Below are 20,257 nucleotides of genomic sequence, written 5' to 3'. Positions count from 1 at the left end.
GAACTACGCCAGGCCCAGCCCGGGTACACGCTTCTGGAATATATCCTTCAAGGCATATTTCGCCGCGTTGTATCCGGGCATACCTGTCACTCCGGGTCCCGGTGAGGTGGAGGACGAACACAGGTACACACCCGGAATCGGGGTCCGCCAAGGAACTGTTGAGAACACCGGCCGGCGAAGCAAGCCCCGCAGGTTCATCATTCCAGCGCTGAAGTCTCCACCCACGTAGTTGCGGTTGTAGGCGGCCAGCCCTGCCGCCGTCGTGGTTTTTGAAGCCACCACCACGTCGCGGAAGCCCGGCGCGTACCGCTCAAGGCGAGCAGTGACGGCTTCTCCCATGTCCACGTCCGAACCAGCCGGAACATGGCAGTAGGTCCACAGAATGTGCCGCCCGGCTGGTGCCCGGGTGGAGTCCACCAAGGACGGCTGTGACACCAGGACATACGGCTCGCTGGGATGCTTCCCCATGGCTACAAGGTTCTCCGCCTCGGTCATCGCGGCCCTGGAGCCTCCCACGTGCACCGTTCCGGACTTGGCCAAGGCAGGATCGCGCCATGGCACGGGCTCAGAGAGTATGTAGTCCACCTTGCACGCTGCATTCCCGAACCGGAATGTTTCCAGTTCCCTCCGGTATCTGTCCGGCACCTCGGATCCAGCCAGCCGGAGCAGTGCCGGAGCAGCCACATCAAGCAGTATCGCCTTGGCCGGCCTCACTTGGTGGAGTGATTCAACGGCTTGCCCTGTGTGGATGGTGCCGCCATGCTCAACAAGGTCGTCAGCCATAGCCTTCGCGATGGACTGCGAACCTCCCACCGGAATGACCCAACCGACGGCGTGGGCCAGCAAGGAAAGCATCAGCCCGGCACCCGTAGCGGTCAGCGATGGAAGCGCGGACACCGCGTGCGCCATGACGCCCGTCAGCAAGGCGGGCGCCGCTTCCTCCCTGAAACGTCGATTCCAGAACGGTGTGCCCTGGTCCAGGGTGGCCAGCCCCAATCGCAAGGCGGCGAGCGGATCCCGTGGAGCCCGCAGCAACTGGTGGGAAGAGATGTCCACAATTCCCGCAGCTCTCTCCAGCAGGGGCTGCAGCAAACGCCGATAAACCGGCCCGTCGTTGCCAAGTTCATCGGCGGTGCGTTCCAGGGACTGGTAGGCCACGGCAGCACCGCCCACGTCCAAGGGAGCGCCGTGCTGCACCTCGGGTACGAGCAACTCGATGCGCTTGGCCAACTCGAACGCCTTGAAGAACGGCGAAGCCACGGCCATCGGATGGACCGCCGAGCAGACATCATGCAGGTAGCCCGGCTGGATAAGCTCGGAGGTCCGGGTTCCGCCGCCGATCGTCGCGCCTGCCTCGTAGAGGTGCACGTCCAGACCGGCTCGCGCCATAACCACTGCTGCTGCCAAGCCATTCGGTCCGGACCCGACGACGGCGACGTCAGCCATCGCTGCCGATCTCCTCGCGAAGGGGTGCTTTCGGCCGCCATGGCAGGGTGGATGCGGACGGACGGGCAAGGTGGATCCTCAACCAGTCCTTTGCGCCTGCAAAGGGGCCGCCGTGCGGATCATCCTCACCTGATGCCCGCACTGGATCCTGCGAGGGATCCCAGATGTCCATCACCACGCGGGCCATCAGGTAGGCCGTGGCAACCATATGGAGGACCACCGCCAGCACGTACGCGGACATATCAATGTTGTGCTGGGGTGCGCCGCCGCTGGTCGCCTGTCCCAGATACATCCAGATGGCCGCCCAGTGCAGCCCCTCGGCTGCCTGCCAAATGAGGAAGTCACGCCAGCGTGGGCGGGCCAGGGCCAGCAGCGGAATGAGCCAGATGACGAACTGGGGTGAGTACACCTTGTTGGTCAGGATGAACGCGGCAACTATCAGGAAAGCGAGCTGGGCCAGACGCGGACGCCTGGGAGCTGTCAGCGCGAGGATTCCGATCAGGGCACACGCAATGACAAACAGGTAAAGGGCCAGCGAGTTGATGGTTGCCGCATTGAGCTGCGTCCAGTGGAGCCTGTCCGCTGCCAGGTTGAAAGCGAACCACGGTGAGCTGTATCCAGCAGGCCTGTTCTGGGTGAACTCGAAGAAGTAGCGCCAGCCGGCCGGGTCAATCGCAGCGAAGGGCAGGTTGACCGCCAGCCAGGACGCCACCGTGGCGCCGGCCGTGATGAAGAAGGCACGGAGGCGACCCGTCCGCAGGGCCAGGACCAGCACAGCCCCCAGGATCAGGAGGGGGTAGAGCTTGGTTGCCGTACCCAGTCCGATGAAGATGCCTGCCCACACCATTTTTTCGCGCGAAAAAAAGTACATGCCCAGGGCCAGGAGTACTACTGCCCACATGTCCCAGTTGATGAAGCCGGCAAGGATGATCCCCGGCGCAAGGGCCACCATCGCTGCGTCCCAAGGACGGCGCCTGTTGATGCGGGCCGTCAGGAGGACCGTGACAATCCACGCAGCAACAATGAGCGTCGCGTTGACGTCGAAGTACCCGAGGATCCGTTCGTTGCCCACGCCTTTGCCCGGAACCAGCAGCGCCGTCAGGCCTGCAATGATGCCCATGAGCACCGGATACTCAAAGAGGCTTCCTTGGGTGAAGAAGGGGAAGGAGCCGTCTCCCAGCCCCCGGTTCTTGAACAACTCGGGGAAGTCTGAATAACAGGTGGCGTAGAACTGTGAGGGGGTTTCCCAGCCGTTGGCCCGGCAATAGTCCTTGGCCAGCACAGCCAACAATGCGGCCAGGACGGTCAAGATGATGAGCACCCGTTCCACAGTGAACGGTCCGGGGGAGATCTTGCCCGGCGAGGAATGGCGGCCGAGCGGACCACCTACCAGTTCGGTGAAGTTACGGAGCAGAGAGTCGCTGCGGCTGGGAACCACAAAGCGGACCCGTTCTCGCTGCCGGTGCGGCTTCGTCTCCTGCATGAGTCGAGCTTACAGTCCGGCAAGCGGTCGCCCGTGCCATGGTGGTTCGCTTTAAAAGGGGGAAGCCCACGCGTAGCCGCGCGGGCTTCCAAAGGTTCAGCGTGACCATGCGGCACCGGAGACTCCTTCGGGTGGGGGAGGCATCAGCGGATGACTCCCATCTGGTGCAGGACGACGTAAACGTCTTCACGGCGCTGGTCGAGCAGCTGGCCGTTGAACAGGGTGCGGTCCTTGGGAGCATCGGTGCTCTTGAAGAAGCGCAGTTCCTTGAGGTTCCTGGGCACGGTTCACCTCCTTTCCTTGGGTGAACGGCCGGAATTTGGGCACAATAAATAGACCCATTGAATTCAAGGGTCGAAAAGGCACAAATAGCCGGAAATAATGGACAAGTGAGCAGACCGGAACAGTGGAACACGAATTGTCCGCACGAAGAATACGGGCAATTAACCCAACAAGAAGCTGGTTCCGAACTATGGGGAAACTGCGTACCCGCGACGTACTGCGGTCCGCTCGCACAACTGAGCACTCATACAGACCGGGGTGGACCCCTGGATCTGGAACACCCCCGGCGTCAAGGCCGGGCCGGTGAAACCGGAGTGGTCAGTGGCTCCAAAAATGGCGCGCGTCAGCAGCAGAGGCCGGGGCAGCAGTGAAAGTCATCTTCCGTCCGCTAGTCAAAGTAATCATTTTTCCCAACCTCCTTCTCTGGCCGTAAGCAGCCCGCCAAGGCAATCAACCCGGCAGACTAACCGGGGAGTGCACGCTTTGTTCCCGGCAAGACGCCCTGGGAACAAGATTTAAGGTACAGCACAATTAGTGTATTTGGCCAGCCAAAATCGCAAATTCACCAAAATAATGTGAAAAATCTTCTTTCAGAGTCCCCAGCGGATAATCGTCGGAGTTCGTTTGTCCCAACCAAGGGTACATACCTTTGCTGTGCCCAACAGGAAATGACGGCCTTGGGTGGCATCCATTTCAAGCCACCGGGCCGTGAGGATCCTGGAGAAATGCCCGTGTGCCACTACCAGGACGTTGTCCATTCCGGACTCGAGGACGCGGCCGATGATCTTGTCTGCCCGTGCCGCAACTTCGTCCAAGGTTTCGCCGTTGGGGACACCGTCGGTCCAGATGAGGTAGTCCGGGTTGTCCTTGCGGATGAGGTCCGAGCTGATGCCCTCGTAGTCACCGTAATTCCATTCCACGGCCAGCGGCTCATGCACGGCGTCCGGGAAGCCGGCCAGTTCGGCAGTGCGGCGTGCGCGGCGCAACGGGGAAGTCAGCACAAGGTCGAAGTCGATGCCTTCCAGCACCTTCCGCGCCTCAACGGCCTGCTGTTCACCCTCCACCGTCAGCGGAAGGTCGGTGAGTCCCGTGTATTGGCCGCTCTTGGACCACTCCGTCTCGCCGTGGCGAAGGATCCAGAGTTGCGGGCGCGGGGAGGTCGCGGCGTTCAATTAAGGCTCCTCAGTTTCGGTTTCAGGATCGACGGCGGCGGACTCGGGTTGGTCTTCCCACCACGCCAGGAGTTTGGACTCGGCTTCCTCAGGGGAGAGCGGTCCGTGTTCCATGCGCTCTTCCAGGAGGAACTTGTAAGCGCGTCCGACGACGGGTCCCGGCTTGAGCCCTAACAGCGCCATGATCTGCGCGCCATCCAGGTCCGGCCGAACGGCTGCCAGCGATTCCTGTTCCAGCAAGGTGGCAATGCGTTGTTCAAGGTCATCGTAGGCGAAGGACAGGCGGTCGGCCTTGCGCTGGTTGCGTGTGGTGACATCCGAGCGGGTGAGCCGGTGCAGCCGTTCCAGGAGAGGTCCGGCATCGGTCACGTAGCGGCGTACCGCGGAATCCGTCCAGCCGGCGTCGCCGTAACCGTAGAAACGCATGTGCAGCTCAACCAGCCGTGCCACAGCCTTGATGGTGTCGTTGTCGAAGCGCAGGGCTTTCATGCGTTTCGCCGTCAGCTTCGCGCCCACCACGTCGTGGTGCCGGAAGCTGACCGCGCCGCCCGGTTCGAATTTGCGCGTAGCCGGCTTGCCGACGTCGTGCATCAAGGCTGCAAACCGCAGCACAAAGTCGGGACCCGGGACCGCACCGTCCAGACCCGTCTCCAGGTCCGCGGCCTGTTCCAGGACTTGCAGCGAGTGCTGGTACACGTCCTTGTGCCGGTGGTGCTCGTCGGATTCGAGGCGGAGGGCGGAAACTTCCGGGAGGACATACTCAGCCAGCCCCGTGTCCACCAGCAGGTCGATACCGACGCGGGGTTGCGCTCCATTGATGAGCTTGATGAGTTCGTCACGGACACGTTCTGCCGAGATGATCTTGATGCGATCAGCCATCTGGGACATGGCCAGCCGGACGTCGTCATGGACGGAGACTCCAAGCTGCGAGGCGAAACGGGCTGCCCGCATCATGCGCAGGGGATCGTCGGAGAAAGAGGCCTCGGGAGCTCCCGGCGTGGCAAGTTCGGACGCGTGCAGATCGCGGACCCCGCCGAAAGGATCAACCAGTTCCAGGCTGGGCAGCTTGAGTGCCATGGCGTTGATGGTGAAGTCGCGGCGAAGGAGGTCGTCCGTCAGGGAGTTTCCGAACGCCACTACCGGTTTGCGTGAATCGGCATCGTAGGCCTCGGCGCGGTACGTGGTGATTTCAATCTGGAAGCCGTCTTTGCGCATCCCGATGGTCCCGAAGGCGCGACCGATCTCCCAGAAGTTGTCCGCCCATTTCCTGATGACGGAGATGGTCTGGTCCGGTGTGGCGTCGGTGGTGAAATCGAGGTCCGGGGAGGTCCTGCCCAGGAAAAGGTCGCGCACGGGACCGCCTACCAGTGACAGTTCGAATCCGGCATCGACAAAGCGCTGCCCGAGATCGAGCACCACCGGGTCGATGGTGAAGTTAACAGAAGAGCTGTCCAGTACGTGCGCCATAGTCCCTTAAGCTTGGCAGATTTTTGGGCGGCGTTGGGCCACGGAAGGCAGCAAATACGCAGTGCTGCGGAACCGCTGTCTTTTGCAGTCCACCTTGCGGCCATGTCCCGGTCATCACTCGAGGGCAAGAGTCGTTAGAGTGGACTTCATGGCCAATCCCGTACCGAGCGCTCCCGGCAGGAGGACAAACGCACCGTTGCCGTCGGCAATCGGCGCGCACGTCGCGCCTGCCCCGCAGCACCCGGTCCAGGCCTCGCTTCCCACTGTCGAGGAAGTATCGGCGGGCGGCGTCGTGGTGGACACGTCCGACGGCGAACTCCGGGTTGCGATCATCGCCCGCCTTAACAGGGGTGGCCGGCTGGAGTGGTGCCTGCCCAAGGGGCACCCGGAAGGCCGCGAAAACAACGAGGAAGCTGCCGTTCGCGAGATCGCGGAGGAAACGGGCATCGAGGGAAGCATCCTGGCCCCGTTGGGAAGCATTGACTACTGGTTCACAGTCAGCGGCCACCGCGTGCACAAAACGGTCCACCATTTCCTCCTGCAGGCCACCGGCGGCGAGCTGACCATCGAGAACGATCCGGACCAGGAAGCAGTGGACGCTGCGTGGGTTCCCATCCAGGAATTGGCCCGGAAGCTCTCCTTCCCGAATGAACGCCGCATCGCCGATTTGGCACGGGAAGTGCTGCCGGAACACCTCTGAGCCGGGTACATGGGACGATAAAGGCGATGTCTGAAGCCAAAACAACCCAGTCCGTTCAATCCGGAGAAGCACGTTCCAGCGCCATCATGGCCGCGGGAACGTTGGTTTCCCGGTTCCTTGGCTTCGCTAAAACGTGGATGCTTGGTGCCGCCCTGGGCCTGGGTTCCACAGTTACTGACACCTTTATTAACGCGAACAACCTGCCCAACCTGATCTTCCTCCTGGTTGCCGGCGGCGTGTTCAACGCCGTCCTGGTGCCCCAGATCATCAAGGCGAGCAAGGCCGAGGACCGTGGAGCGGATTACCTCAGCCGGCTCCTGACCCTCGCAGTCCTGGTGCTCCTGGCCCTGACCGCGATCGTAACGTTGGCGGCACCGCTCGTCATCGACCTCACCACGCAGGACTACTCGGAGCAGCAGAAGGCCCTCGCGGTCACTTTCGCGTTCTGGTGCCTCCCACAGATCTTCTTCTACGGGCTATATGCCCTCCTTACCCAGGTCCTGAACGCCCACGGAGCGTTCGGGCCTGCCATGTGGGCTCCCATCCTGAACAACCTCGTGGCCATTGCGGGCCTGGGGATGTTCATCTGGATCCTTGGTGCCAACATCACCAATCCGCACACGCTGGATAACTGGGGACCGGTACAGACCTTCTTCGTGGCCGGTTTCTCCACTATCGGCGTGGTGGCCCAGACGGCCATCCTGCTCATACCGGTCCTGAGGCTGAAGCTGGGCCTCCGGCCGCGCTTCGGTTGGCGGGGCGTTGGACTGGGCCAGGCAGCGAAGCTGAGCGTGTGGACGCTGCTGACTGCCGCCGTCGGGCAGTTGGCGTTCCTTTATGTTATGAGGATCGCAACGATTCCCGGCGCCGAGCGGCTTCGGCTGAGCAACGCGGGGGAGACCACCGCGGCCTCCACTCTTCCCGGCAACGCGGTCCTCGAGGTCGCGAGCCAGTTGTATCTCCTGCCCCACTCGATCATTGCCCTCTCCTTGGCCACTGTCCTCTTTAACCGCATGACCCGTGCGTCCCAGGACGGCAACAAAGCAGAACTCCGCGACGCCCTGTCGCACGGCCTCCGGACCATGGCGGTCGCCACCGTGTTCGGTGCCTTGGCACTGTTCGCCCTCGCCGGCCCCTTGGGCATGTTCTTCTCCGGCGGTGAGCCACAGGACGGCGTCATGCTGGCGCAGACGTTGACCATCCTTGCCCTCAGCACGCCGTTCATGAGCGCCAACTTCATGATGTCCCGCGTCTTCTATGCCAACGAGGACGCCCGCACGCCCCTCTACGTTCAGTTGCTGCTGGCCGTGGTTTACGTGGTGGGCGCGTTCATCATCCAGTTCCTGCCGGTGGGACAGATCATTTACGCGATCGCCGTCCTCTATACCCTGGGCAACATCCTTTCCGTGGTGATCAGCGTGGTGTTCCTTCGCCGCTTACTGGGCCACCTCGACGGTCCACGCATCGCCAACTCGTATATCCGTATGGGCTACGCAGGCCTTGGCTCGGCCATTGCCGGGGCCCTGGCGCTGTGGTTGCTCGGCAGCTACCGCGCCGACGGATTCGCTTGGAGCAGCCGGCCCGCCGCCCTGGTGACGGTTGTCGTCGTCGGGCCTGTCATGTTGGTTGCCTACCTGCTGTTGCTGCGGGTTTTCCGCGTCACCGAACTTCGCGACCTGCTGCGACCGTTGCTCGGCCGCCTGGGCCGGGGCGTACCGGTCCCCGCCGGCGCCGCTGCTGAACCCACGACGGCGGCACGAGCCACGGTTTCGGACGACACCGGCCTGATTCCGCGCATCTCGGGCGAATTCGACGCCGCATCCTTCAGGGCCGGCCCGGCACTCGAGCCGGAACCCGCCGTCGAGCGCCACCCTGATGTGGTAGGCGCAGCCGAGTACATTCCGGACGAAGATGTGCCCAGTACGGCCATGGGCGGGAAGTTCCGTCCCCAGGTACCGCTGCCCGGACGCCGGACCTACCAGGGCGAGGCTGGACGGAATCCCTACTTCCCTGTGGAGGACAACAGGAAGAGGTAAAGCGGCGGCGCCAACGTGGGCGCAGGGCGGCTATCGGCTAGGCTAGAAACGAATATAGGTAGTTGCAAAAGCGGTTTTCCCGGCTCAGTGGGTGCCCGCCTGCAGGACCCGCAGCTCCCGGACAGCCTAGGAGGAACACGTGTCCCACCCGATCGACGTCGGATCAGTGCTTGGCGGCCGCTACAAGGTCACGGCCACCGTATTGACCTCGCATGACCAAGATCTGGTGCTCGACGGCGTGGACCAAGTCCTCAACCGTCCCGTGAGCATCCTTGTTGCCGGACCCGGAAATGCCGAGCAGGTAGCCCAGAGCGCCCGCGAAGTCGCCACGGGGGAGCGCCCGGGCCACGTCCAGATCCTGGACCTCGGAGTCAGCGACAACACCACGTACCTGATCACCAACCACAGCACCGCGCCGGACCTGCTTGACCTGGTGGTCGCCACCAACCCGCCGTACGTGGAACCGTTCTTCACGGAGGCCCTCGGCACCGAGATCTTCGGCCAGTCACGCACCTACGAGCCCGAAACATACGACGGCCTGTATGAGGATGACGAGCACGAAGCCGAGTACATCCAGTACGACAACGACGGCTACCCCATCCATAGCGAGAATGCTCCCGAGGCCCCCGCTGCGCCCGCGGGCAACGTGCCTCCCAAGCCCGAAGCGACACCTGCCGCGGGCAAGGGGTTCGGCGCCAAGATCGCTGCCGCGGCTGCAGGCGCCGGTGCGGCCGGTGCCGCTGCCGCCGCAGCCCTGAAAAACGCCGGTTCCAAGACGAACGACGCCGGTGCTGGCGCTGGCTCCTCGGGGTCGGACCTGCCGAGCGCACCGGCACAACCGCCCACCCAGGCTGTGTCCACCCCGCCGGCCGCACCGGTTTCTTCGCCGCAGCCCCCCACCCAGGCGGTATCCGCACAGCCGGCCGCTCCGACTCCTTCGCCGCAGCCATCCACGGAACCCAAGGTTTCGCTCTGGTCCCAGGAAGACTACGGCTTTAGCGGAGAAGCAGCTTCCGGTGGCTCCGGTTCGGGTTACGACCGTGCGGCCAGCAGTTTCCCGGCATCGGCGGCCGCGGCCGATGACTATGACGACGAGGTTTACGAGGACGAGGCGCCCCAGCGCGAACCCCGTTCCCTGCGCTGGCTGGTTGGCGGATTGCTCGCCGCCGTGCTGGTTGTGGGCCTGGTCCTCGCCGTCACCAACCTCGGCAGCCTGTTGCCCAGCTCCAAGCCAGCGGCTACCCAAGACACCACGGCACCACAGGCCTCCGGTTCCGAATCCGCCGAACCGACCCCATCGGAAACTGCGCCCCCGGCTGCTCCGCCGGCCATCCAGGAAATCACCCGCTTGGGTAACTTCGAATTCGCGGCGTCCTTCGACAAGGACCTCGTGAAGGCGTTCGACGGCAACGCAGCCAGCTATTGGTCGGATATGGAGTTCGCGACTCCCGACTGGGGCGGGCTTTCAGGTGAGATGCCGCTGGTAGTCAAGCTCAAGGAACCCGCAGAGGTTAAGTCCGTGGTCTTGAACCAGCTTGGTGGTTCTGGCGGCAGCATCAGCGTCTACACGAACGATCGTCCTGCCATGGACGGAGCCAAGCTGGTGGGCACCAACAGCTTCACCTCGCCGGAGCTGACCATGCCCCTGGCCGCTCCGGCGCAGACCCAGTACGTCATTGTGGTCATCAAGTCCCTGCCCAAGCTGGCAGCACCGAAGACCCGTTTCGGTTACGGACTCCGTTTGGCCGAGGTCACCATCCAGTAGCCCCAATCAACCAAGTAGCAGTAGAGGCCGTTTTGACTCGTCAGAACGGCCTCTACTGCTACTTACCTTGGCGTCACCGCTTCGATGCGGCACGCCTGCACCCGGTACCCTGAATAATGGTGGATTTCAGGGTGCTTCCCTGTCCCCACATTCCAACGGAATATTTGGAGCGTTACGGGGGTTGAGTCAGGTGGCTGCCCCGAAAGCCGCAGCATCGATCAAGGAAGAGGTTCACGCCACGTGAGCATTGCAGAAAACAGCGCATCGCAGGTGCGTGACGTCATCATCGTCGGCTCCGGCCCGGCCGGCTACACTGCCGCCGTTTACACCGCTCGCGCCAACATGAAGCCGCTGCTCATTGCTGGTTCCGTCACCGCTGGTGGCGAACTGATGAACACCACGGACGTGGAGAACTACCCCGGATTCCCCGAGGGCATCATGGGTCCTGACCTCATGGAAAACTTCGAGAAGCAAGCTGCCCGCTTCGGCACCGAAATCCTCTTCGAGGATGTCACCGAACTGGAGCTCGACGGCGACATCAAGACAGTCACCATCGGCACGGGGGAGAAGTTCCAGGCCAAGGCCATCATCCTTTCCACTGGTTCTGCCTACCGCGAGCTCGGCTTGGAGAACGAGAAGCGCCTCTCCGGCCACGGCGTCAGCTGGTGTGCAACCTGCGATGGTTTCTTCTTCAAGGACCAGGACATTGCCGTGATCGGTGGCGGGGACTCTGCCATGGAAGAGGCGCTGTTCCTCACCAAGTTCGCCAAGTCCGTTACCGTGGTGCACCGCCGCGACACCCTGAAGGCTTCCAAGATCATGGGTGACCGTGCCCAGGCCCACGAGAAGATCAATTTTGTCTGGAACACCGCCGTTGAGGACGTTCTGGGTGGCGACAAGGTCACGGGCCTGAAGCTCAAGAACCTTGTGGACGGCACTGAATCCGAACTCGACGTGACGGGCGTCTTCGTGGCCATTGGCAACGATCCCCGGACCGATCTGGTCAAGGGCAAGGTGGACCTCACCGCCGAAGGAACCATCGCCGTCGAGGGACGCAGCTCGCGTACCAATATCAAGGGCGTGTTTGCTGCTGGCGACGTCATCGACCCCACGTACCGCCAGGCCATCACAGCCTCGGGCTCCGGTTGTGTGGCGGCTCTCGACGTAGAGCACTACCTGGCCGACCTGCACTCCTAAGCTGCATCCAGCAACCATACGAAGGGAAAAGTTATGAGCAACGCCAAAGACGTAACTGACGCAAGCTTCAGCACGGATGTCCTGGCTTCCGAGAAGCCGGTCATCGTGGACTTCTGGGCAGAGTGGTGCGGTCCGTGCCGCAAGCTCGGTCCCATCCTCGACGAAATCTCGGTCGAGTACAGCGAAAAGGTGGACGTCGTTAAGCTGAACGTCGACGACAACCCCGCTATCGCAGCCCAGTACGGCATCACCTCCATCCCGGCTGTGTACCTCTTCAGCGGGGGAGAGGTGAAGAGCACCGTCATCGGCGCCAAGCCCAAGCAGTTCTTCGAAAAGGAGTTCTCGGACGTCCTGTCCTAGTTCCTGATTCACCGTCGGAAGCCGGCGGCTCCTGCCCCTTATGGGGACAAGGTAGCCGCCGGCTTCCGGCTTTTTCGGAAATGAATCCCTAGCGGTTGCTTTATTGGCAGTCCTTGGCCAGGGTACCCTGTACTTCGCCAGTCGAGAAAAATTTGGCGTGGCTTACCTGGAGTGGGCTCTTTGGGGCGGCAGGAGAGCACACTTTCTGTGACGGCTCGTAGATACGACACCGCAGTGCTGAGTGACCTCTTGAATTATCCGCCCGGGACCCGACGTTACGAAGAGGCGAGCTGCGGACCCGATCAACTCTTCGAGCACTCTTCGATGGACGCTGGCTGAACCAATCCACGACGTTCTGCCATGTTTCACGTGGAACGAGCGCGTAGCGAGCTTTCAGCTCAGCGGAGGTTGAAGCCACAGTTTCTGCGATCCACCCCGAAGAGGTGTGGAACCATATCCGACACAACAAGAGACCTCCTGGACGGGAGGCGGGCTTGCACTGATCGACCGACCCTTCTATCACGCCCGCCCGGTTCAGCTCCCGAATGCGACGCTGTGCCGACCTACTTCGCCGGCCGGCTTCTCCTTCTACTCTGCCCGTCCACATCGCGGTCCATGCAGTTCACCCTTGGCCACCGATCAGATTCCCAATTCGCCTATCAGACAGATTGTGTTCCACCCCAAGCGCCCTCCATCGGGCTTCCAGCTGCTGAACTGTGGCCGCTGCGCCCTTCGCCTACTTAGGTATTCGCTCTGATCCCAACCACCTGCACGTCTTTCGCACTGCCGTGAAACGCACTCACACATTCGCTTAAGGCACCTCTGCGTGCGGACTCGACGTAGCGATCGTTGATTCACGTGAAACAACGATCATCCACACAGCTGAGTACCTCCTCAGTGCCAACACCTCGGGGAGGGGCTCCTCCCGCGACGCAGCACTGGCTGCAGTGCCGAGAAAGCGCGAGTAGCCCCGGCAACACGGGCTCCAGTACCCAGAAGGTGGGAACAGCCCAGACGCAACACAGCAAGGTCAGCACCGCCCTACATCCAGCCGCTCATATCGCCATAGTTATCACTGAATCACCTTCATCGCAGCCGCTCCGTCGTTCTCGTAGACTCCCCAACACAACTGCTAACCTCATCGCGCGCGGCCTGCCTTCGAAAGGTCCGCGATCGCCGCGGTAGACCTTCATCGGTATGACCCCGGATTAGATTGAGCAACGTCTTCAATGCAATCACGACTCTTATGCGGGACAGTGCGGCTGCCTGTCTGGATACCAAAAGCATGAGGTCTGCGGAGGAGCGGCACCCGGACCATCGCCCGACCCAGATCCCTGTCCGATCAATCCGCCAGATTCAAACTGTTGGTGCTCACTCGGCCGGCGGATGACGCAGCCCTGGGACCCCAGCGGGCAGAGAAGCCGATCCTCCGGTTCCTGACGCGCCTTTGAACACCAACAGCCGACCTGGTTACCCTGGCCCTGGCCCTGGAGGCGCATCCGGCGCCCACAGCCGACTTCCCGCCCCGACGCACGTTGGGCCACCGACAGGGACCTGGCGACCCTGGCCCTGGCCCTGAAGACGCATCCGGCGCCCAAAAGCCGATCCTCCGGGCCTGAGGCACACCCCATTAGCCGCCAACTTCGCCGTTCCGCTGATTCAACTGGTTAGGAGAAACCCACACAGCACCTCGACCACCCCGCGTACGGCTGGCTTTCCACGTCACGACACCGAAAGGCCTCTAAGAGCCAGTCAAATATCGCCATGGAAGCCTGGACGACACCGCCGGCGAACACACAAGGCGACAAGGCCACGACAAAGCTCCAGAACTTTGTCAGGCGATCTCAACGCTACAAGACGTGGATAACGACACGGCCAGTCGGCAACATGACATCGGAAGGGTGCCGTTGGGCACGTAAGCCGCCTTCCCGGCCGAAACTCACGCTAGAACGACCCCAGCCTGGAAGGGGCCGCATAGGGGTTTCCTAGGCCGCCCACAAACGCGATCACATGGACCCATTGGCTCTATTCGGGGCTCCGTATCGCCTGGGAGACTGCGTCTGCTGCTCCCGGAGTTCCATACGGAATCCAGTGGATCAATGCTGAGGGCATGTCGTCTGATAGGACCTCTCTATGTCCAGCCCGGGCCCACGGATGTAACTGCTCCCGCGCCTCCCCACCGCTCGTCACCGCTCGTCACCGCTCGCTCGGATGTAACTACACCCGCGCCTCCGCACCTCTACCCACTGCTACCCACTGCTACCCACAGCATCCCGCGGTCCTGCTCGGTCCTGCTCGGTCCCTTCTTGGGTTTTGATTGGCCCTGCAGGCTGTAGGCCCTCCACGCTCCACATGCGGACGCAGATAGTTGCTGGTCAGTTCCGCAGACTTGCCCAAGAGAACCGGGGCGCCCTCTTCGACACTGCAAAGAGCAGCCCTTCCGACCGTAGTAGCCTGGCAACCTTCGATGGAACTCGGAGTCAGAGCAGAACTTGTTTCACGTGAAACATAGGTCCAGCTCCCTAAAAGTAGTCACAACTCCGGGTTGCCGCCGGACGGCTCCTTCCGCATCGATGGTTTCAAAGGTCGGGCATCCTAACGAGCGGACCAGGCTTCGGACTCACCGCTGGATGATAAAGGGGCCGATGTTTCACGTGAAACAGCAACGACGACCATGGGCACGAAGGCAGCGTCCTCGCCAACTCAGGGTACAAGGCAGCGTCACGCACCTAGAAGGCAAGCTTTCGACTGTAAAACTTGGGCGCCTACGCCTAAGGTTCGCAACGAGGAAGGGCGCATGGATCACGGCATGCCACCAGCAGCATCATCTCGGCCAATCAGCGTTACTCCCTGGCGCCCGACCCTTCGCGAAGAGACATCCGATGAAACGACCCTCTGCGTCAGTCTCGGACCCTGTTGGCTAGTCTTAGCTCTTAGTGCATTCAAGATCGACTTCGCAGTTCCGTCCTGCGCCCCAGATACAGTTGGGGGCAGGAGGGACTTGCTGGACGTGCGGGCACGCTAGAGGCTATAGGCGGAGCCCCCGATTGCGCCATGCCCGATAGTGTGACCACAAAACTCTGACTAAGGAAGCCCATCGATGAGCCGGCTGCATCGGACCGTGCACGCAGCCCGGACCTCACACACCGCGCGACTTATTCACAAAGTTATCCACAGGTTTATCCACTGCCGTCCACACCCATCGTCGTCGACCTTCTGCAAGGGAATCGAGTGCACGAAAGCTTGGTAGTCCCGCCGAGTTGTCGACATGCATGAACTGTGGCTGAGTCCACCGAGGCACGCCCGCCAGAATCTACAAAAATCAACGAATTCTCCGGCGATATGACAATAATCTCACCATACCGCGTCGGACTGCCGGCCCTTACCTCAGGAGTTGCTCGTGTGGTGCCAAGATGGGCCCAAACGGAGCTCAGACCCAGCCTCAGAAGAACGATCAACTCTCCCGAGACCCCACGCGTTATCCCCAAAGTTATCCACAGGGATATCCACCGGGTTTTCCACTCTCAACATCTGGATTCACAGGCGGGGAGTGAGCGATCGAATCTGCCAGGATCCCGAGTCGGCACCATGTTTCACGTGAAACAGACAACGCAGCTTGGGCGTCTGATCGGCCTCGACGGCATTGCTTCGGAATGAGTAGCTTCGAACGTAGCCAGTTCGCAGTCGATCACACGGCCCAAAGACTTAGGTGTTTCCTTGGACCCTGCCGAACGGACGAACTCCGAAACGTACAACATCAGATCTCTTTCGAATCACCCCGATCCAGAACTGGGTACCCAGGAGTCATCGTATTATTGACTTTGGGATGAGAGAGCGCGAGCGTCCACGTTCATGCACCTCGTCAATCCGTTGGTCGTCAAGGCATAGTCGCCTGCAGGCACCATCGGCACCTACGACTGCTGTTCCGCTTTCAATCCGACCAAGCCGAGGAGGCGCGATGAGGAGGCCCGGTTGGGTCGTGGTCGATCAAGGCCCACGGTACGCTGTCACCAAAGTTCACCGGCGGTCCTGAGCACGCCGTGGAAGAGAACACCCGCTGTGTTCTCATGGATGCGCGGGCCTTAAGCGACGTAGGACTCGGACCTTCGTGTCCACAGCCCAGTCAGCGAGTCGGCGCCACGATCTGAACAGCACGGTCGGACGCAGAGGGAGGAGTAGTCCGCGTCCTACGCAATCGGGGGACATACGCTGGGAAGTGCGCCGCGTGGGAGCGGAGCCGATTACTGCCGCGCGCATAGATGGTGAATAGACGCCCCCGTAACCACTTAAAAGACTACGCCCGGCCATCGAGTGAAGTTTGTACCCACGTGTACCGGCCATGGCCTGGCCCGGCATGAGAGGGCACTGTGTGTGCACAGCACTCCCGGTACGGTCATGCGAGCGGACAATGTCACTAACCACTCCCGCACAACAACCGATCGTGTAACCGAACAATCCCGAAAGCTGCTCAGGCGCGAATCAAGGCAGTGGACTGGCCTTCGTGGAATAGCATTCTGCTATGAGCCGCCGCCTCTGTCTGAAGAATGCAGGGTACGAGGTGCAGGGTACGAAGGTACGAGGTTTGGGCTGCGGAGTGCGCCTGAGCGCACCCGAGTTCGTTGCACTCTCGTGCCTGGACCCTTATGCACCCTTGTCATGCAAGAGTGCTGCAACCAGCCGCAGGAGAGCTCTGGCAGTGTGCGCGCTCATTGGTCACGTCGTAGCTGGTCCTGGTGCTCGCAGTCATGAGTACGTACGCCACGTGCCTCAGTCTTAGTTGGAAGTCATGTTCACAGTCATGAGTACGCCACAGTGCCCCTGTCTCAGCTTGGGGACACCGCTGCGGCGCAATCTCCGCACTACCGTCGACCATAACCGGGCGTATCGGAACCCGTGGCGCAGCGGGAAACAGGGGAGGGTCCATTATCTCTGTCTCACGTTAAAGCCGACTCTCCTGACTGAGGCTGCTCAACTCAAACAACTTCGTCAGCCATACGCGAAGGCCAACAGGTTCTGCGAAGATCGATACAGGACCCTGGAGCATGACTGTTGTGATCGCGACGGCCAGCGGCAACGAGCACCCTTTGTATGTTGGGCATACGTCGATAGACCAGGAAACCAGGCGAGATGCACGACGACCCGTCACTCGACTGCGACCAACTCAAGCTGAACCGGTATGGTTCGCACCTTTTCCACCTATGCGACCCTTTACTCCTTGCGTGCACTCCACCCAGTCGGCTTCACATCCGCAGTGGATCGCACCATTGATACTTGGGCTCGTAGAGTGTTCCACACAGATTCTGAAGCGGGGGCCGCATCGACGCTCCTTTGAGTCCTCACTGATACCTCATCACCAACCAGAATAATTCGAGGTTGGTGTCCCCAGCCTGCTTCCTAAAGTTGCGGGGGAGTTGCTCTTCCGCCTCAAAACCCAGTCGATCGAAAGGCGTTTCACGTGAAACAGTGCTGCAGCCAAGCGGCGAGCGTCCGAACCAGCGCATTGCCGCCCTCTACCGTCAGATGCAACTTCGTCGCACGAACACTCCGAATACGGGAGGATTGAGGAATTCCACTCCCCAAGGGCTTTGGCGCTTCGTACAACGCTCAGCTTCGACCACGATGTTCTGCCATCATGCACCATGTTTCACGTGAAACGCCACGCCTTCGAGCCACGGTGAGTGCGTTCAGCTGCGTCCGACTCTGTTTCAAGAACCCTAGGAAGGCGACATTCAAACGGGCCTCTGCCGTCGCACAACGACCCAAGGCACCGTCACGGCAATTCCCGACGAACCCGTCTATCCGAGATGAATTGGGATGGCACTCAACGCTGCGTCGTTAGGTGCCTCAGCCAGCCAGATCTGAAATCTTCAGGAATTCATACAACATTGCATTCCCTGGGGCCGCTCGAGATCAACATTCATTGTCACGTGAAACTAGGCATCAACAGTCACAAGGAGAGCACATGCAGAGGCTTACCCTCCAGGGCCTGCGTTCTGACCGGGCAGAGCCAAAGCCCGCCCTGAGGGGCACAGAACGCTCGGTGGACTCAATGCTTGATAACAAGGCCATCAGCACGTCAAGTCTCCATGCGCATGGTGCGGCCGACATGGAGCAGCCACGCTCTATCTAGAGGCCAGTGTCGCCCCATGTCGAGTGAATCCGCCCAAAGTCGCCCTGTTTCACGTGAAACATTCGTCCTCCGCTGCAACAAGGGCTGTGGATGCACATCCCTGAGCCACGCCGGACTCCAAAGCATCCCGTAGCAGCACCTCTAGGACGGCGACACTGAACAATGAGCCCGCCTGCCGCGAGGTAGGCACTGAATCCGTCGGGAGCGAGCACCTCCTAGCAACGCGCGAGTGGCAGAAAACGAGGGTATTCACGGCACACCAGTCCACTCACGAAAGAACGAGCACTACGGTAGCAACCGTAGCCCGTACGCTCCAGGCCTCAGTGTCCTGTTCTGGGCTGTCAGCGGCGGAAGGGCAGAGTTGCATTCCAACAAAATGCCCCGTGCGCTCGAAAGCTTCCCAGAAGTGGCACATGCCTGCTGAGCGGTGAGTGGGGAACGAACCCGGGAATGCCCCGTGCGCTCGAAAGCTTCCCAGGAGTGGCACATGCCTTGAACGGCGCGTGGGGAACCGCACCCGTGAATGCCCCGCCGCCCGCATGGCTTCCCCGGGAGGAGCAAATGCTTACCCAGCGGTTAGTGCGACAACAGAACCACAAATACTCTATGCTGCCCCGCACCAGCTCTCGGAGACGACCGAATGTCCGCTAAGCCGGGTAAGGAACCGAATCCGTAGATACCCGTCCCCCGCACGGTGGGGCGTCGAGACGCCGAGAGGCCTGCTCAGCGGCCGCTCCGCGAGCAAGAGCTGACCTGGCGGCCCTCTCGGATGGGCACCACGGCATCCTACGAATAGCCAAACTAAGGCGGAGACAAGACATAGCTACACCGGCTAAACCCACGTTCAGAACGCGAGATCTTCCAGGCACGCGGTAACGCGCCTCCACTCACGTCACCCAACAATAATGGGGCCCACTTCGCAGGAAGTGAACCCCATTCGAATTGAATGAAGGAGAACTAGCCCTCAGCTCCGGGACTAAGGACATCCATGATGCGGTTGAGGTCCTCGACGCTGGCAAACTCGATGCTCACGCGTCCCTTGCGGGCTCCGAGGGTGATCTTCACATTGGTATCCAGACGATCGGACAACGACGATGCCAAGTAGTCCAAGCGCTCGTGACGGGCATTGGGCTTGGGGATGCTGTTCTTAGGCGGCGTCGTGGGGTCCTGGTACAGGGCCACAGCCTCCTCGGTAGCCCGTACGGACATGCCTTCAGCCACGATCTTCTGTGCCAAGCGCTCCATGGCGGCAGCATCGGGCAGTGACAGCAGGGCACGAGCGTGTCCTGCTGAGAGAACGTTGGCAGCTACACGCCGCTGGACCAGCGGTGGAAGCTTCAGCAGCCGGAGCGTGTTGGAAACCTGCGGACGGGAACGTCCAATACGATCCGCGAGCTGCTCATGCGTGGTGCCGAAATCCTCAAGGAGCTGCTGGTAGGCGGCTGCCTCTTCCAACGGGTTCAGTTGGCTGCGGTGAAGGTTCTCAAGCAGGGCGTCCCTGAGGAGGTCGTCATCCGTGGTGTCGCGGACGATCGCAGGGATCGTATCGAGGCCGGCGGCCTGAACTGCCCTCCAACGACGCTCGCCCATGACAAGCTCGTACGGTTCTCCACCCTTTTCAGTTGAAGTACGTACAACAATTGGCTGGAGGACGCCGATTTCCCTGACCGAGTGCACCAGTTCCGCCATGTCTTCTTCGTCGAAGACAGTACGCGGTTGCTTGCGGTTGGGGTGGATGTCCGTAACGGGAATTTCGGCAAACCTGGCGCCGGGGACCTCCACCAATTCGACGTCCGACGCTGAAGGTACTGGTGCACCCGCAGCAGCAGCCGGTGAGGAGGCCGACGTCGTACGCTCTTCGGAAGGGGCCTTCGCAGAGGTGGCAGCGGAACGCTTGGCAGCCGGAGCCTTGGCGGCAAGCGCTTTCGCCGCGGTCTTGGCAGGAGCCTTTTCCGTGGAAGTCGAACGTGCACCACTCGCGGTCCTGGAACCTGAGTCCTTGGACTCGGAAGGTGACTCTACGACTGGAGCATCCGCGGTGGCTGCCTCGGTAACCGATTCGGCCGCTTTGCGTGCGTCGGGGAAGAACAAATCCACCGGACGCGAAGGCGACGCGCCATTGCCTGCGGACCCTGCGGCGGCGGAGCTGGGGATGAGAGCCCCAAGACCCCTGCCCAGGCCTCTTCGCTTTTCGCTCATTGATTCATCCCTCCGATGGA

Annotated in this window: 11 protein-coding genes; 5 read left to right on the top strand and 6 right to left on the bottom strand. The window is 61.5% G+C overall.

The window, feature by feature from the left end:
* Positions 1 to 3 precede the first annotated feature (3 nt).
* The 5 genes from ACIPY3_RS13985 to ACIPY3_RS13965 all read right to left on the bottom strand — a co-directional run bounded on the left by ACIPY3_RS13985 (position 4) and on the right by ACIPY3_RS13965 (position 5,850).
* Positions 4 to 1,446 carry a phytoene desaturase family protein gene (locus ACIPY3_RS13985; RefSeq protein WP_400334952.1) on the bottom strand — a complete coding sequence of 481 codons (1,443 nt, stop codon included), beginning with the start codon at positions 1,444 to 1,446 and terminating at the stop codon, positions 4 to 6.
* Complete coding sequence (locus ACIPY3_RS13980) at positions 1,439 to 2,929, bottom strand: glycosyltransferase family 87 protein (protein ID WP_400334950.1); 1,491 nt, start codon at positions 2,927 to 2,929, stop codon at positions 1,439 to 1,441. Before ACIPY3_RS13980 ends, ACIPY3_RS13985 begins: the two co-directional genes overlap by 8 nt.
* 143 nt (positions 2,930 to 3,072) lie before the next feature.
* On the bottom strand, positions 3,073 to 3,213 hold the full coding sequence (locus tag ACIPY3_RS13975; protein ID WP_400334948.1) for a hypothetical protein: 141 nt from the start codon (positions 3,211 to 3,213) through the stop codon (positions 3,073 to 3,075).
* 588 nt (positions 3,214 to 3,801) lie between these two features.
* Positions 3,802 to 4,383 (bottom strand): histidine phosphatase family protein, encoded by a 582-nt coding sequence (locus tag ACIPY3_RS13970; RefSeq protein WP_397324211.1) that lies wholly within the window; start codon positions 4,381 to 4,383, stop codon positions 3,802 to 3,804.
* Positions 4,384 to 5,850 carry a CCA tRNA nucleotidyltransferase gene (locus ACIPY3_RS13965; protein ID WP_400334946.1) on the bottom strand — a complete coding sequence of 489 codons (1,467 nt, stop codon included), beginning with the start codon at positions 5,848 to 5,850 and terminating at the stop codon, positions 4,384 to 4,386.
* 196 nt (positions 5,851 to 6,046) lie between these two features.
* Here ACIPY3_RS13965 and ACIPY3_RS13960 point away from each other — a divergent pair, with 196 nt between their 5' ends.
* The 5 genes from ACIPY3_RS13960 to trxA all read left to right on the top strand — a co-directional run bounded on the left by ACIPY3_RS13960 (position 6,047) and on the right by trxA (position 11,908).
* The gene (locus ACIPY3_RS13960; protein WP_090822121.1) at positions 6,047 to 6,550 is read left to right on the top strand and encodes an NUDIX hydrolase; all 504 of its coding nucleotides are present in this window, start codon (positions 6,047 to 6,049) and stop codon (positions 6,548 to 6,550) included.
* A gap of 26 nt (positions 6,551 to 6,576) precedes the next feature.
* A complete protein-coding gene (gene murJ / locus ACIPY3_RS13955; protein ID WP_400334944.1) occupies positions 6,577 to 8,586 on the top strand; it encodes a murein biosynthesis integral membrane protein MurJ in 2,010 nt (669 codons plus the stop codon).
* A 139-nt stretch (positions 8,587 to 8,725) separates the two neighbouring features.
* Positions 8,726 to 10,351 (top strand): ABC transporter substrate-binding protein, encoded by a 1,626-nt coding sequence (locus tag ACIPY3_RS13950; protein ID WP_400334942.1) that lies wholly within the window; start codon positions 8,726 to 8,728, stop codon positions 10,349 to 10,351.
* A gap of 240 nt (positions 10,352 to 10,591) precedes the next feature.
* Complete coding sequence (gene trxB, locus ACIPY3_RS13945) at positions 10,592 to 11,548, top strand: thioredoxin-disulfide reductase (protein ID WP_400334940.1); 957 nt, start codon at positions 10,592 to 10,594, stop codon at positions 11,546 to 11,548.
* Between the two features lie 33 nt (positions 11,549 to 11,581).
* The gene (gene trxA, locus ACIPY3_RS13940) at positions 11,582 to 11,908 is read left to right on the top strand and encodes a thioredoxin (RefSeq protein ID WP_387437532.1); all 327 of its coding nucleotides are present in this window, start codon (positions 11,582 to 11,584) and stop codon (positions 11,906 to 11,908) included.
* Positions 11,909 to 18,995: 7,087 nt separating this feature from the next.
* Here trxA and ACIPY3_RS13935 read toward each other — a convergent pair.
* Positions 18,996 to 20,237: a ParB/RepB/Spo0J family partition protein gene (locus tag ACIPY3_RS13935; protein ID WP_400334938.1), complete on the bottom strand. Its 1,242-nt coding sequence runs from the start codon at positions 20,235 to 20,237 to the stop codon at positions 18,996 to 18,998.
* Positions 20,238 to 20,257 lie beyond the last annotated feature (20 nt).

This window comes from Paenarthrobacter sp. NPDC089714 (assembly GCF_044748905.1).
GTDB lineage: Bacteria > Actinomycetota > Actinomycetes > Actinomycetales > Micrococcaceae > Arthrobacter.
Note: the sequence above shows the minus strand (reverse complement) of the source record. Positions and strands in the feature narration are given on the sequence as shown.